This is a genomic window from Escherichia sp. WS568 (assembly GCF_046486085.1).
In the GTDB taxonomy this organism is placed as follows: domain Bacteria; phylum Pseudomonadota; class Gammaproteobacteria; order Enterobacterales; family Enterobacteriaceae; genus Escherichia; species Escherichia coli.
In genome coordinates this window covers 74,864-88,569 of record NZ_JBJQMC010000014.1, presented here as the reverse complement: position 1 = coordinate 88,569, position 13,706 = coordinate 74,864, and the positions used below count along the sequence as shown (strand labels likewise).

Below are 13,706 nucleotides of genomic sequence, written 5' to 3'. Positions count from 1 at the left end.
TGGAATGATGGACAGACTAAAGCGACTAAAAGTTCGATTCAGATAAGTTTATTACAACTTTTTTACATTTCATTGTGAAATTGGGTCGCGTTTCATACGATTCGGTTATGCCATCGACGCGTAAAGATTTTTAATGGTTTCCCGTAACCAGACGATCTTCGGATTACGGCTGTTCCGTTTATGCCACAGAAGGGTAAAAGGGACTTCCAGCTTTTTTTGCTGGATTTCATCAAATGGGAGAGGAAGAGCAACTAACGGCAGTTGATGGAGTTGATTGTAGTACTGACAGTAGCGCGGCGCGGTCGCCAGTAGTAGATTGTCGGGTTGCGCTGCCATAAACAGTGACTGCTCGAATTCCGGCAGGCTCATTGCAATAGTACGTTCGCGCCCCAGCTCCTGTAACACATTGTCCAGCGCCCAGGTATCGCTCTGTTCCCAGCAAATGCTGATATGCGGATAACGTAAAAAGGTGTCCAGATTCCATGCTTCATGCAGTGCCGGATGATCTTTGCGTAACCAGACGCAGGGCACATCACTAAACAGCACTTCATAATCAATGGCTAACGGTAGCGAGCTTAACAGCTCCCGCGAACGGGGATGACTTTCGCGACCGGAAAAACCAATATCCACTTCACCACGAGTAATGGCATCTAAGGAATCGTAATCCCAGTTACGTAATTTGATGGTCGCCTGCGGGTAACGTTGGTAGATCCGTTTCGACAGCGCATTAAGCATGATCATCATTAGCGGTGATTCTGCTGCCAGCTCAAACTTCAGGCCGCGCGGTGTCTGGTGGTGCGGTTTATCCAGCAGCAGGTTGCTCATTTGCATCCACTCCGCCAGATTTTGCTCCATGCTGACCATTAGCGGTGTGGGCGACAGCCCCAGCGGTGAGTTCACAAAGAGCGGGTCGTCAAACCACGCTCTTAACTTTGCCAGCGACTTACTCACCGCCGAAGGGGTCACGTTCATCCGCTTCGCCGCTTTGGTCACGCTACGCTCCTGCATCAGCAGTTGCAGACAGAGCAGCAGATTGAGATCAAGCGTGGTGATGGATTTCTTCATGAGCGGCAACCGGGCGTCCAGGCGCGACGAACATAATCAGCAACAGGCTCACTATGCTACAGGCAATCAGAATCCCGATCAGCATATTCCATGCGCCGATACCAACCACCGCCGCCAGCCAAATCCACAGTGACGAACCGCAAACTTGCGCAATACCTAAGGTCGAGCTGGCTACGCCCGCGCGTAATGAAAACGGCCCTAACGCCTGACTCATCGCTACGCCAAAACCTACCGAGAAACCGGCGCAAATCAGCGTGATACCAAACAGCGAAACCGCATGGGAAGGTGAAACGGCAAGGGTGATCCCCGCCGCCAGGAATAACACCTGTGAGGTGATCATCAACGTACGTGGCTTAAAAATTCCCAGCGCAAACGGCGTGGAGAATGAAACGGTCATGCTGACGCCAGCGGTCAACGCCATAATGGTGGCGTATTCTCCGCGCTCAAAACCCATGATTTCCATCAGCAATACTGGCGACGTGTTGACGAAGGTGAGGATCACCGAAACGCTGAGGGTGGTGATAACAACACGGCTGAGGAAAAACCGGTTAAGCAGTGACTCGCTATTTTCTCGTGGTTTGTCAGAAGCTGCGGGGGCCGCAGGGCGCGTTTCTTTTAAAATAAACAAAGACAACATCAGTACCGCGATGCCCATCGTTGCCATCGTCCAGAACAGACTCTGCCAAGGGAATTTAAGCATAATCAGGTGTCCGAGCACCGGCGCTAACACCGGAATGATGCAGGTAATGCCGTTGAGTAGCGACAGTACCTTTGCCCGACGTCGATCATCCAGTGTGTCGCGTAAAATGGCGAACGCCACCACGTAACAACAGCCCGCGCCCAGCCCCTGTAGAAAGCGCCCTGCAAGAAATAACGTGCTGGTTTCAGCCAGTGAACAGAACACCGAGGCGATAATAAATAGCGCCGCGCCGGGTATGGCGACAGGCTTTCTCCCTGAACGATCGGCCACTTTACCGGCAAATAACATCGCAGCTGCCATGCCCGCCAGATAAACGGAGAACGCAATATGCAACTGCGCTTCGCTGGCATTGAGATCGGCAGCGATGCGCGGTAAACCAACGAGGTACATATCAATCCCGGCGGGATAAAGTAAAACCAGGGCAAAACTACAAATCAAAAAGCGGGACATGGGCTAAAGCGTCCTGATAGCAAGGTGACGCAAAGCATACGTGGTGAAGGAGAATCAGGCGAGTTGCCATTTGGACATAAGTGATTTCCTGACAGGCAAGAAGCCAGCGAAATGGCTGGCTTCTTGAAGGGATCAGCCAAATTTAGGTAACACGTTAAAGACGTTACCGAACCAGCATAAAATTACGGTTATACCAAAGAGAATGACAATCGCCGGAATAAGATTGCCGCCCCAGACCGTGAACATCTGATTGGGAAACTTCTTGCGAGCTTTGATTGCCAGCACTGCGGGAATAATGACCGCCCAGATGGTGGCGCACAGTCCGGCACCGCCGATCCCGTAAATAAAGCCGTTCGGGAAGATCAGATACAACAACGCGGGTGGCAGGAAGGTTAACAGCACGGTTTTGAAACGCCCGCCGTGGGAGTTATCAATCTTAAACAGATCCGCCAGATAATCGAACAATCCCAGCGTGACACCAAAGAACGAACTGGCAACAGCTAAGTTGGAGAACACCAGCAGGCAAAACTCGATAATCCCATGCTGTTTGGTGCCGAGGAACGATTTCACCAGCGAATCAACGTTGCCGCCTGAGGAGATTATCGCCTTAAAGCTTTCGCGCGGAATATTCCCCATCGTGCAATAGAGCCAGAAGAGATAAATCACCAGCGCCAGCAGCGAACCAAAGACCACGCTTTTGATTAACTTATCTTTGCGTTTGCCATAGCAAATAATCAGGCTGGGAATATTGCCGTGGAAACCAAATGACGCCAGACACACCGGCAAAGCCATAAAGATATACGGGAAGTAAGACGTTCCCGCAGTGGTGCTGGTGGCATCGCGCAGAATGGAGTAATCGACCTGGAAGAAGAAAGAACCAAACACGATCACAAAGGAGATAATCTTCAGCCCGAGGAACAATGAGGTAATACGACTGGCGGCTAACGAGCTTATCCACAATACGCTGGCAACGAAAATGGCTGTGCAGATCCCGACAATACGCGGATTAGCGTGATAGCCCAAATTCATTGATATCGTTTCACTAATGATCGCACCATTAGCAGAGATATAGGCATAAGTGAGGATATAGAGAACGAAGGCAACGGTAATACCGCTGATAATGTTCTAGGTGTTACCGATTAAATCTTTGGTGATGGTGTTAAAACTGGAGCCGACAGGATAATTTAAATTTGCTTCTAATAACAATAACCCGGAATGAAGCATTGAAAACCAGGCAATGATAAGGATAAAGGCACCCCAGAAAAACCAGGCACCGGCAAGATCAACAGGTAAAGCAAACATACCTCCACCAATTACTGTACCTGCTATAACCATAACACCCCAAAATGCAGAGTGCTTTTTTTCAGCTTGATCAGTCATGATGCCACCTTTAGAGGAAGGCTATTTTTGTTATTGAGGATGTAGGGTAAGAGAGTGGCTAACATCCTTATAGCCACTCTGTAGTATTAATTAAACTTCTTTCAGTTTTGCGGTGAAGTGACGCAATACTTTCGGTTCGTAGGTAAAGGTTAACCCTTTAATATTCGCCGCGTTCTCTTTCACATGTTTGAAGGCTTCAATAATGAAGTCCATATGTGTTTGAGTATATGTTGCGCGCGGAATGGTTAAACGCAGCAGTTCAGCCGGGCATGGCAGTTGTTTACCGGTTTTCGGATCGCGGCCTAACAGGAAAGAGCCAATTTCTACCGCACGGATACCGGCGACTTTATACAGCTCGCAGGCCAGCGCCTGTGCCGGGAACTGATCTGCCGGGATATGCGGCAGCAGTTTACCGGCATCAACGAATGCAGCGTGACCGCCCGCCTGCTGGCAGACAACGCCAATCTCTTCCAGACCATCGACCAGATACTGCACCTGCGCGATACGATAAGCCAGCCAGTCCAGATTCATGCCGTCATACAGACCTACCGCCAGACGCTCCATCGCGCCGCCTTCCAGGCCGCCATATGTCGGGAAGCCTTCCTGTACCACGCAAAGGGTTCTGCACTCGGTGTACACATCAAAGAAGCTGTCGTCTTTCACGCACAGCAGGCCGCCCATCGGCACCATTGCATCTTTCTTGGCGGACATCGCCAGCATATCGGCATATTTGTAGGTTTCGCGGGTGATCTGCTCGATGGTCCAGTCTTTGTATTCTGCTTCACGCTGCTTGATGAAATAGGCGTTTTCGGCAAAGCGTGCGGAGTCCATGACCACCGGAATATCGTATTTCTTCGCGATGCTGTACATCGCTTTTAAGTTTGCCAGTGAAACCGGCTGACCACCTGCGGAGTTACTGGTGATGGTTGCAACGATATACGGCACGTTATTCGGGCCAACTTCTTCAATACCGCGTTCTAATCCCTCAAGGTCAAAGTTGCCTTTAAAGTCGTAACGCACGCCAGTATCGAAGGCTTCTTTGATATAGACGTTACGCACGGTACAGCCGTTAATCTGGCTATGGCCCTGCGTGGTATCAAAGAAATAGTTAGAGAACGCCACCATTTTGCTGCGATCCAGGCCTTTTTCCTGCTCGCGTTTTTTAATCAGTACCGGAATATAGATTTGTTCTGCGCCACGGCCCTGGTGAGTCGGAATGGTGTATTGATAACCAAAGATATTTTTCACTGACTCGGCTAACGCATAGTAGCTGCGGCTGCCGCTGTAGGCTTCGTCGCCGCGCATCATCGCGGCCTGCATGCTCTGCGTCACCGCCCCGGTGCCGCTGTCGGTCAGTAAATCGATAAACACATCTTCGCTATCCAGCAGGAACGGGTTCATACCGGATTTAATAATTGCCTCTTCACGGTAAGCGCGAGTCGTACGTTTTACTGGCTCAATAACACGAATGCGGAATGGTTCAGGGAGATGTTTAAAGTTTTCCATTACATAATCCTTCATTTATTTTAATTACAGTGATCCCTGTGAATATTACATCTGCAATATCCATTAATTCGCCAGATATATATGCAAGCACCATCATTTACTAAAACAAGTAAATAAATGAGAGATGAGCTTTGCAAAAGGCAAAATTAAGATATAGCAAACAAATAGATCACATTGAATCTAATCGGTTTGGCTCTGGTGATGGCTACAGAAGGGCAAATCAAGGGCGGTGATCGACAATCTTGTTGTCAATATTGAACCATTTTGAGGTCACACATATATGTAAGATATTCATAATGCACTTATCCTCGAAAGACACGAGGCTACAGTATAATACTCAAGAAATTTGTCTATTCTGAAATTGATTAAATGTGAATCGAATCACAATCGTTCGGGGAGCAATATTAAATGCTTTTTTTAAGATTATAAATTACGTAAGAATTTTAATGTTTAAAAAAAGGGTTGAGGCATAACAGGAGTGCTAACAATGAAGCGAAGCCGCATCTGACAGTCAGAATACGGCTTCGTAAGCGCAGTTACTTACCAATACAGAAGCTGGAGAAAATCCGCCCAAGCAGGTCGTCTGAAGTAAACTCCCCGGTGATTTCGCTTAAGTTCTGCTGCGCCAGGCGCAACTCTTCCGCCAGCAGTTCACCCGCCCAGGCACCCAACAGTTGCGCTTTACCTTGCTGCAAATGCTCTGCCGCCTGTTCCAGCGCCTGTAGGTGACGACGACGCGCCAGGAAGCCGCCTTCCATATTGGTGTCAAAGCCCATGCTCTGTTTGAGATGGTTACGCAGCACATCCACGCCTTCGCCAGTCCGCGCCGAAAGACGAATTAACGCATGACCGTTCACTTCGCTCATCCCCAACGTTTCGCCGGTGATATCGGCTTTATTGCGCACCACGGTGATCGGCAGTTTCGCTGGCAGACGGGCGATAAATTCCGGCCAGATCTCTGCCGGATCAACGGCGTCTGTCGTGGTGCCATCGACCATAAACAGCACGCGGTCGGCCTGTTCAATTTCCTGCCACGCGCGCTCGATACCAATACGTTCCACTTCGTCACTGGCTTCACGTAGCCCGGCGGTATCGATGATATGCAGCGGCATTCCGTCAATGTGGATATGCTCACGCAGCACGTCACGCGTGGTTCCGGCGATATCGGTTACGATTGCCGCTTCACGGCCCGCCAGCGCGTTTAACAGGCTCGATTTACCGGCGTTAGGACGTCCGGCAATCACCACTTTCATCCCTTCGCGCAACAAACTACCCTGACGTGCTTCAGCACGCACTGCATCAAGATCGGCAATAACGTCATTGAGCTGGGCTTCAATTTTGCCGTCGGAGAGGAAATCGATCTCTTCATCCGGGAAATCAATTGCCGCTTCGACGTAAATGCGCAAGTGGGTGAGGGCTTCCACCAGATGGTTGACCCGTGCGGAGAATGCGCCTTGCAGCGAGTTTAGCGCCGAACGGGCCGCCTGTTCCGAGCTGGCGTCGATAAGATCAGCAATCGCTTCGGCCTGGGCTAAGTCGAGTTTATCGTTCAGAAATGCGCGTTCGGAAAACTCACCAGGGCGGGCAATCCGCAGGCCGGGAATGGTCAGAATGCGTTTTAACAGCAGGTCGAGGATCACCGGACCGCCATGACCTTGCAGTTCCAGCACATCTTCGCCGGTGAACGAGTTCGGGCCAGGGAACCATAGCGCAATCCCCTGATCGAGCACGCTGCCGTCGGCGTCTTTAAACGGAAGATAATCGGCGTAGCGCGGCTTTGGCAGTTTACCCAGCACGGTTTCGGCAACCTCACGGGCTTTGAGGCCGGAGATGCGCAGGATGCCAACGCCGCCACGTCCCGGAGGCGTGGCCTGGGCTACGATAGTGTCATTATCGCTCATGATGTTCCTGTTGCTTTGTGTGGCGGATGCGCGGTGCTTATCCGCCCTACGAAAAGAAAAAAGGCGGTCAACTGACCGCCCTTATTTTAGCGAAAACTCACCGAATCAGGATTTTTTCTTCTCGCGGCTATGCAGGCCACGTTTTTCCAGACCACGGTAAATCAGCTGCTGCTGAATAATGGTTACCAGGTTGCTGACGATATAGTACAGCACCAGACCTGACGGGAACCACAGGAAGAACACGGTGAAGATGACCGGCATAAAGGTCATGATCTTCTGCTGCATCGGGTCGGTCACGGTGGTCGGCGACATCTTCTGAATGAAGAACATCGTTACGCCCATCAGGATCGGCAGGATGTAGTACGGGTCCTGTGCAGACAGGTCGTGGATCCACAGTGCAAACGGTGCCTGACGCAGTTCAACGGAACCCATCAGCATGTAGTACAACGCCAGGAAGATTGGCATCTGGATCAGCAGCGGGAAGCAGCCGCCCAGCGGGTTAACCTTCTCAGCTTTGTACAGCGCCATCATTTCCTGACTGATACGCTGTTTGTCATCGCCCAGACGCTCACGCATAGCCTGAATCTTCGGCTGCAGCATACGCATCTTCGCCATGGAGGTGTACTGCGCTTTGGTCAGCGGGTACATGATGCCACGAACGATAAAGGTGATGATGATAATGGAGAAGCCCCAGTTACCCACAAAGCTATGGATCCATTTCAGCAGTTTGAACAGCGGCTGAGAAATGAACCACAACCAACCGTAATCAACGGTCAGATCCAGGTGCGGAGCAACAGCTGCCATTTTGTCCTGGATTTCCGGGCCAACCCACAGGGTGCTGTTCATCGCGCCAGTCTGACCAGGCTGAACCAGTACCGGCTGAGATTTATAGCCGATAGCGGCGATGCCGTTACCCAGATTAGCGGTATAGAAGTTGTTGGTACCGTCGTTATGCGGGATCCACGCCGTCGCGAAATACTGTTGCAGCATCGCCACCCAACCACCTTTCGAAGAGATGTTCAGGTTTTCGTTATCGGCAATGGTATCGAACTTGTATTTCTCGTACTTCTCGTCAGGCGTGGAGTACGCCGCGCCACGGAAGGTGTGCAGTGCGAAGTTGCTGCTTCCGGTATCGAGATGCGGTGGCAGAGTGATGGATTGCTTCAACTGACCAAAGGTGGAGATTTCCAGCGGTTTCTCGCCAGCGTTCTGCACGTTGTAGTTGACGTTGACAGCGTAATCACCACGTTTCAGGACAAACGTTTTGGTAAACGTGTTGCCTGCCGCGTCGGTATACGTCATCGGCACCTGCAGTTCGTTTTGACCTTCAGCCAGCACATAAGCGTCCTTTTCAACGTTATACAGCGGACGCGGGCCGTTAGCCGGGTTATCCGGGCCATCACGACCGGTCAGACCGCTCTGTGCCTGATAAATAAACTGCGGTGAAGTTTCCAGCAACTGGAACGGCTGGGTAGAGTTCAGCTCTTTCGGGTAAGCAGGCAGCAGAGCTTGCTCAACATCACCACCACGGGTGTTGATGGTCAGATCAAGCACGTCGGTCTTAACCGAGATCAGTTTCCCCTGGCCACTGGCCGGTACGCCCTGGTCGGCGGCGCTACCCGCTGCGGTGGTCGTTGTCTGCGTGGTCTGTTGGGCCTGAGGTTGCGGGTTTTTATCCTGCTCCCAGGCTTGCCAGATCATGAAAGACACGAACAGCAAAGCGATGACTAAAAGATTGCGTTGCGAATCCATCGTTAGTGTTCTCTGGTATCAAATGGTCCGGGCGGGACGGGATCGTCACCACCAGGGTGTAAAGGGTGGCATTTTAATACGCGTTTCACCGTCAACCAACTGCCTTTTATCACTCCAAACCTGCGCAATGCCTCAATTCCGTAGCTTGAACAGGTTGGAGTGAAACGACAATGCGGCCCGAGTAGCGGACTAATCAGGCGTTGATAGACCCGAATGAGGGCTATCAGGACCCGCGAGCCAGGCGACAGTGGCGGCGCCATAATTTTTCCAACGCTTCCGAGAGAGCACGGTTATCGAGGTCGGCAACCCCTTTTTTCGCCACCACCACGAAATCCATAGCCGGGAGTTCATGTTGGCGCAGACGGAAGCTTTCACGCGTCAGACGTTTAATCCGATTGCGTTCATGGGCGCGTCGAACGTTTTTCTTGGCGACTGTAAGACCGATACGGGGATGCCCCAGCGAATTCAGGCGGCCGAGAATGGTAATTTGCGGCGTGCCAGCCCGTTGTGGCTGCTGGAAGACGAATGTGAATTGACTGGGAGTTAACAAGCGTAACTCCCTGGGAAATGCGAGCTTAACCACTCAGGGGTTAGCTTTATTACTTAGAAACGGTCAGACGAGCGCGGCCTTTAGCACGACGACGTGCCAGAACCTGACGACCATTTTTAGTAGCCATACGAGCACGGAAGCCGTGAGAACGGTTGCGCTTCAGTACAGACGGTTGAAAAGTGCGTTTCATGGCGATTTCTACCTAAACTTGAATAAATTCAATGGCTTTATTGGATATCCGCCGAAAAATGAAACGATGGACACCGAAGCCATGGGTGATTAAAGAGGCCGGATTGTAATAATTGTACACTCCGGAGTCAATTCTCTTTCCTTATTTACCGCGCTTTTCCGCACCTTTTCGCGGGGAAAACGTACGGCCTCACACCAGTGAAAACCAGCATGGCGCGCCGGGTGGAGGATTATACGGGCTGACGGGTAAAGCGCAAGGATCGTCCTGGATCTTTATTAGATCGATTAAGCCAATTTTTGTCTATGGTCATTAAATTTTCCAATATGCGGCGTAAATCGTGCCCGGCCCGCGGCAGGATCGTTTACACTTAGCGAGTTCTGGAAAGTCCTGTGGATAAATCGGGAAAATCTGTGAGAAACAGAAGATCTCTTGCGCAGTTTAGGCTATGATCCGCGGTCCCGATCGTTTTGCAGGATCTTGATCGGGCATATAACCGCAGACAGCGGTTCGTGCGTCACCCTCATGCAGGGTCTTTTCGACGTACGTCAACAATCATGAATGTTTCAGCCTTAGTCATTATCGACTTTTGTTCGAGTGGAGTCCGCCGTGTCACTTTCGCTTTGGCAGCAGTGTCTTGCCCGATTGCAGGATGAGTTACCAGCCACAGAATTCAGTATGTGGATACGCCCATTGCAGGCGGAACTGAGCGATAACACGCTGGCCCTGTACGCGCCAAACCGTTTTGTCCTCGATTGGGTACGGGACAAGTACCTTAATAATATCAATGGACTGCTAACCAGTTTCTGCGGAGCGGATGCCCCACAGCTGCGTTTTGAAGTCGGCACCAAACCGGTGACGCAAACGCCACAAGCGGCAGTGACGAGCAACGTCGCGGCCCCTGCACAGGTGGCGCAAACGCAGCCGCAACGTGCTGCGCCTTCTACGCGCTCGGGTTGGGATAACGTCCCGGCTCCGGCAGAACCGACCTATCGTTCTAACGTAAACGTCAAACACACGTTTGATAACTTCGTTGAAGGTAAATCTAACCAACTGGCGCGCGCGGCGGCTCGCCAGGTGGCAGATAACCCTGGCGGTGCTTATAACCCGTTGTTCCTTTATGGCGGCACGGGTTTGGGTAAAACTCACCTGCTGCATGCGGTGGGTAACGGCATTATGGCGCGCAAGCCGAATGCCAAAGTGGTTTATATGCACTCCGAGCGCTTTGTTCAGGACATGGTTAAAGCCCTGCAAAACAACGCGATCGAAGAGTTTAAACGCTACTACCGTTCCGTAGATGCACTGCTGATCGACGATATTCAGTTTTTTGCTAATAAAGAACGATCTCAGGAAGAGTTTTTCCACACCTTCAACGCCCTGCTGGAAGGTAATCAACAGATCATTCTCACCTCCGATCGCTATCCGAAAGAGATCAACGGCGTTGAGGATCGTTTGAAATCCCGCTTCGGCTGGGGACTGACTGTGGCGATCGAACCGCCAGAGCTGGAAACCCGCGTGGCGATCCTGATGAAAAAGGCCGACGAAAACGACATTCGTTTGCCGGGCGAAGTGGCGTTCTTTATCGCCAAGCGTCTACGATCTAACGTACGTGAGCTGGAAGGCGCGCTGAACCGCGTTATTGCTAACGCCAACTTTACCGGACGTGCGATCACCATCGACTTCGTGCGTGAGGCGCTGCGCGACTTGCTGGCATTGCAGGAAAAACTGGTCACCATCGACAATATTCAGAAGACGGTGGCGGAGTACTACAAGATCAAAGTCGCGGATCTCCTTTCCAAGCGTCGATCCCGCTCGGTGGCGCGTCCGCGCCAGATGGCGATGGCGCTGGCAAAAGAACTGACTAACCACAGTCTGCCGGAGATTGGCGATGCGTTTGGTGGCCGTGACCACACGACGGTGCTTCATGCCTGCCGTAAGATCGAGCAGCTGCGTGAAGAGAGCCACGATATCAAAGAAGATTTTTCCAATTTAATCAGAACATTGTCATCGTAAACCTATGAAATTTACCGTAGAACGTGAGCATTTATTAAAACCGCTACAACAGGTGAGCGGGCCGTTAGGTGGTCGTCCTACGCTACCGATTCTCGGTAATCTGCTGTTACAGGTTGCTGACGGTACGTTGTCGCTGACCGGTACTGATCTCGAGATGGAAATGGTGGCACGCGTTGCGCTGGTTCAGCCACACGAACCAGGGGCGACGACCGTTCCAGCGCGCAAATTCTTTGATATCTGCCGTGGTCTGCCTGAAGGCGCAGAAATTGCCGTGCAGCTGGAAGGTGAGCGGATGCTGGTGCGCTCCGGGCGTAGCCGTTTTTCGCTGTCTACCCTGCCAGCGGCGGATTTCCCGAATCTTGATGACTGGCAGAGCGAAGTCGAATTTACCCTGCCGCAGGCGACGATGAAGCGTCTGATTGAAGCGACCCAGTTTTCTATGGCGCATCAGGACGTTCGCTATTACTTAAACGGTATGCTGTTCGAAACTGAAGGTGAAGAACTGCGCACCGTGGCGACCGATGGTCACCGTCTGGCGGTCTGTTCAATGCCAATTGGTCAATCTTTGCCAAGCCATTCGGTGATCGTGCCGCGTAAAGGCGTGATTGAACTGATGCGTATGCTCGACGGCGGCGACAATCCGCTGCGCGTGCAGATTGGCAGCAACAACATTCGCGCCCACGTTGGCGACTTTATCTTCACCTCGAAACTGGTGGATGGTCGCTTCCCGGATTACCGTCGTGTTCTGCCGAAGAATCCGGACAAACATCTCGAAGCAGGGTGCGATCTGCTCAAGCAGGCGTTTGCCCGTGCGGCGATCCTCTCTAACGAGAAATTCCGCGGCGTGCGTCTGTATGTCAGCGAAAATCAGCTGAAAATCACCGCCAATAACCCGGAACAGGAAGAAGCGGAAGAGATCCTCGACGTTACCTATAGCGGTGCGGAGATGGAAATCGGCTTCAATGTCAGCTATGTGCTGGATGTTCTGAACGCGCTGAAATGCGAAAACGTCCGCATGATGCTGACCGATTCGGTTTCCAGCGTGCAGATTGAAGATGCCGCATCACAGTCGGCTGCCTATGTTGTCATGCCAATGAGACTGTAATGTCCCTCACCCGCTTGTTGATCCGCGATTTCCGCAATATCGAAACCGCGGATCTCGCTTTATCTCCCGGCTTTAACTTTCTGGTAGGTGCCAACGGTAGTGGCAAAACCAGCGTGCTGGAAGCCATCTATACGCTCGGCCATGGTCGGGCGTTTCGCAGTTTGCAGATTGGTCGCGTCATTCGCCACGAGCAGGAGGCGTTTGTTCTCCACGGGCGATTACAGGGCGAAGAGCGCGAGACAGCGATTGGCTTAACCAAAGACAAACAGGGCGACAGCAAAGTCCGCATCGACGGTACAGACGGGCATAAGGTCGCGGAACTGGCGCACCTGATGCCAATGCAGCTGATAACGCCAGAAGGGTTTACTTTACTCAACGGCGGCCCCAAATACAGAAGAGCATTCCTCGACTGGGGATGCTTTCACAACGAACCCGGATTTTTCACCGCCTGGAGCAATCTCAAGCGATTGCTCAAGCAGCGCAATGCGGCGCTGCGCCAGGTGACTCGTTACGAACAGCTACGCCCGTGGGATAAAGAACTGATCCCGCTGGCGGAGCAAATCAGCACCTGGCGCGCGGAGTATAGCGCCGGTATCGCAGCCGATATGGCTGATACCTGTAAGCAATTTCTCCCTGAGTTTTCTCTGACTTTCTCTTTCCAGCGCGGCTGGGAGAAAGAGACAGAGTACGCTGAGGTGCTGGAACGTAATTTTGAACGCGATCGCCAGCTAACCTACACCGCGCACGGCCCGCATAAAGCGGACTTACGCATTCGCGCCGACGGTGCGCCGGTGGAAGATACCTTATCGCGTGGGCAGCTTAAGCTGTTGATGTGCGCCTTACGTCTGGCGCAAGGAGAGTTCCTCACCCGTGAAAGCGGGCGGCGGTGTCTCTACCTGATAGATGATTTTGCCTCTGAGCTTGATGATGAGCGTCGCGGGCTGCTTGCCAGCCGCTTAAAAGCGACGCAATCACAGGTCTTTGTCAGCGCGATCAGTGCTGAACACGTTATAGACATGTCGGACGAAAATTCGAAGATGTTTACCGTGGAAAAGGGTAAAATAACGGATTAACCCAAGTATAAATGAGCGAGAAAC

The 13,706-nt window shown here is 51.9% G+C and carries 13 protein-coding genes and 1 pseudogene; 3 read left to right on the top strand and 11 right to left on the bottom strand.

What is annotated here, in order from left to right; all coding sequences use genetic code 11:
• Positions 1–105: 105 nt before the first annotated feature.
• The 11 genes and pseudogenes from yidZ to ACJHWR_RS16190 form a co-directional block, all read right to left on the bottom strand.
• Positions 106–1,065: an HTH-type transcriptional regulator YidZ gene (gene yidZ / locus ACJHWR_RS16240; RefSeq protein ID WP_001361797.1), complete on the bottom strand. Its 960-nt coding sequence runs from the start codon at positions 1,063–1,065 to the stop codon at positions 106–108.
• A complete protein-coding gene (mdtL, locus tag ACJHWR_RS16235) occupies positions 1,040–2,215 on the bottom strand; it encodes a multidrug efflux MFS transporter MdtL (protein ID WP_000086006.1) in 1,176 nt (391 codons plus the stop codon). The genes yidZ and mdtL overlap by 26 nt, the downstream gene beginning before the upstream one ends.
• 132 nt (positions 2,216–2,347) lie before the next feature.
• Positions 2,348–3,595, bottom strand: a pseudogene (gene tnaB / locus ACJHWR_RS16230) (low affinity tryptophan permease TnaB).
• Between the two features lie 90 nt (positions 3,596–3,685).
• Positions 3,686–5,101: a tryptophanase gene (tnaA, locus tag ACJHWR_RS16225; RefSeq protein ID WP_001365206.1), complete on the bottom strand. Its 1,416-nt coding sequence runs from the start codon at positions 5,099–5,101 to the stop codon at positions 3,686–3,688.
• Positions 5,102–5,321: 220 nt separating this feature from the next.
• A complete protein-coding gene (gene tnaC, locus ACJHWR_RS16220; RefSeq protein ID WP_001364348.1) occupies positions 5,322–5,396 on the bottom strand; it encodes a tryptophanase leader peptide in 75 nt (24 codons plus the stop codon).
• Positions 5,397–5,637: 241 nt separating this feature from the next.
• A complete protein-coding gene (mnmE, locus tag ACJHWR_RS16215; RefSeq protein WP_001282361.1) occupies positions 5,638–7,002 on the bottom strand; it encodes a tRNA uridine-5-carboxymethylaminomethyl(34) synthesis GTPase MnmE in 1,365 nt (454 codons plus the stop codon).
• 105 nt (positions 7,003–7,107) lie between these two features.
• Entirely contained in the window at positions 7,108–8,754 is a 1,647-nt protein-coding gene (gene yidC / locus ACJHWR_RS16210) for a membrane protein insertase YidC (RefSeq protein ID WP_000378258.1), read from the bottom strand.
• A 2-nt stretch (positions 8,755–8,756) separates the two neighbouring features.
• Positions 8,757–9,014, bottom strand: coding sequence for a membrane protein insertion efficiency factor YidD (yidD, locus tag ACJHWR_RS16205; protein WP_001307474.1), 258 nt, complete (start codon positions 9,012–9,014; stop codon positions 8,757–8,759).
• Positions 8,978–9,337 (bottom strand): ribonuclease P protein component, encoded by a 360-nt coding sequence (gene rnpA, locus ACJHWR_RS16200; protein ID WP_000239730.1) that lies wholly within the window; start codon positions 9,335–9,337, stop codon positions 8,978–8,980. Before rnpA ends, yidD begins: the two co-directional genes overlap by 37 nt.
• Before the next feature lie 16 nt (positions 9,338–9,353).
• A complete protein-coding gene (gene rpmH / locus ACJHWR_RS16195) occupies positions 9,354–9,494 on the bottom strand; it encodes a 50S ribosomal protein L34 (protein ID WP_000831330.1) in 141 nt (46 codons plus the stop codon).
• 229 nt (positions 9,495–9,723) lie between these two features.
• A complete protein-coding gene (locus ACJHWR_RS16190; protein ID WP_122134670.1) occupies positions 9,724–9,804 on the bottom strand; it encodes a hypothetical protein in 81 nt (26 codons plus the stop codon).
• A gap of 296 nt (positions 9,805–10,100) precedes the next feature.
• Here ACJHWR_RS16190 and dnaA point away from each other — a divergent pair, with 296 nt between their 5' ends.
• From dnaA to recF, 3 genes are read left to right on the top strand one after another with little or no spacing between them, the layout of a single operon-like run.
• Complete coding sequence (gene dnaA / locus ACJHWR_RS16185) at positions 10,101–11,504, top strand: chromosomal replication initiator protein DnaA (RefSeq protein ID WP_000059111.1); 1,404 nt, start codon at positions 10,101–10,103, stop codon at positions 11,502–11,504.
• 4 nt (positions 11,505–11,508) lie between these two features.
• Positions 11,509–12,609 carry a DNA polymerase III subunit beta gene (dnaN, locus tag ACJHWR_RS16180; RefSeq protein ID WP_000673464.1) on the top strand — a complete coding sequence of 367 codons (1,101 nt, stop codon included), beginning with the start codon at positions 11,509–11,511 and terminating at the stop codon, positions 12,607–12,609.
• On the top strand, positions 12,609–13,682 hold the full coding sequence (gene recF, locus ACJHWR_RS16175; RefSeq protein WP_000060112.1) for a DNA replication/repair protein RecF: 1,074 nt from the start codon (positions 12,609–12,611) through the stop codon (positions 13,680–13,682). The genes dnaN and recF overlap by 1 nt, the downstream gene beginning before the upstream one ends.
• The last annotated feature ends 24 nt before the right edge of the window (positions 13,683–13,706 follow it).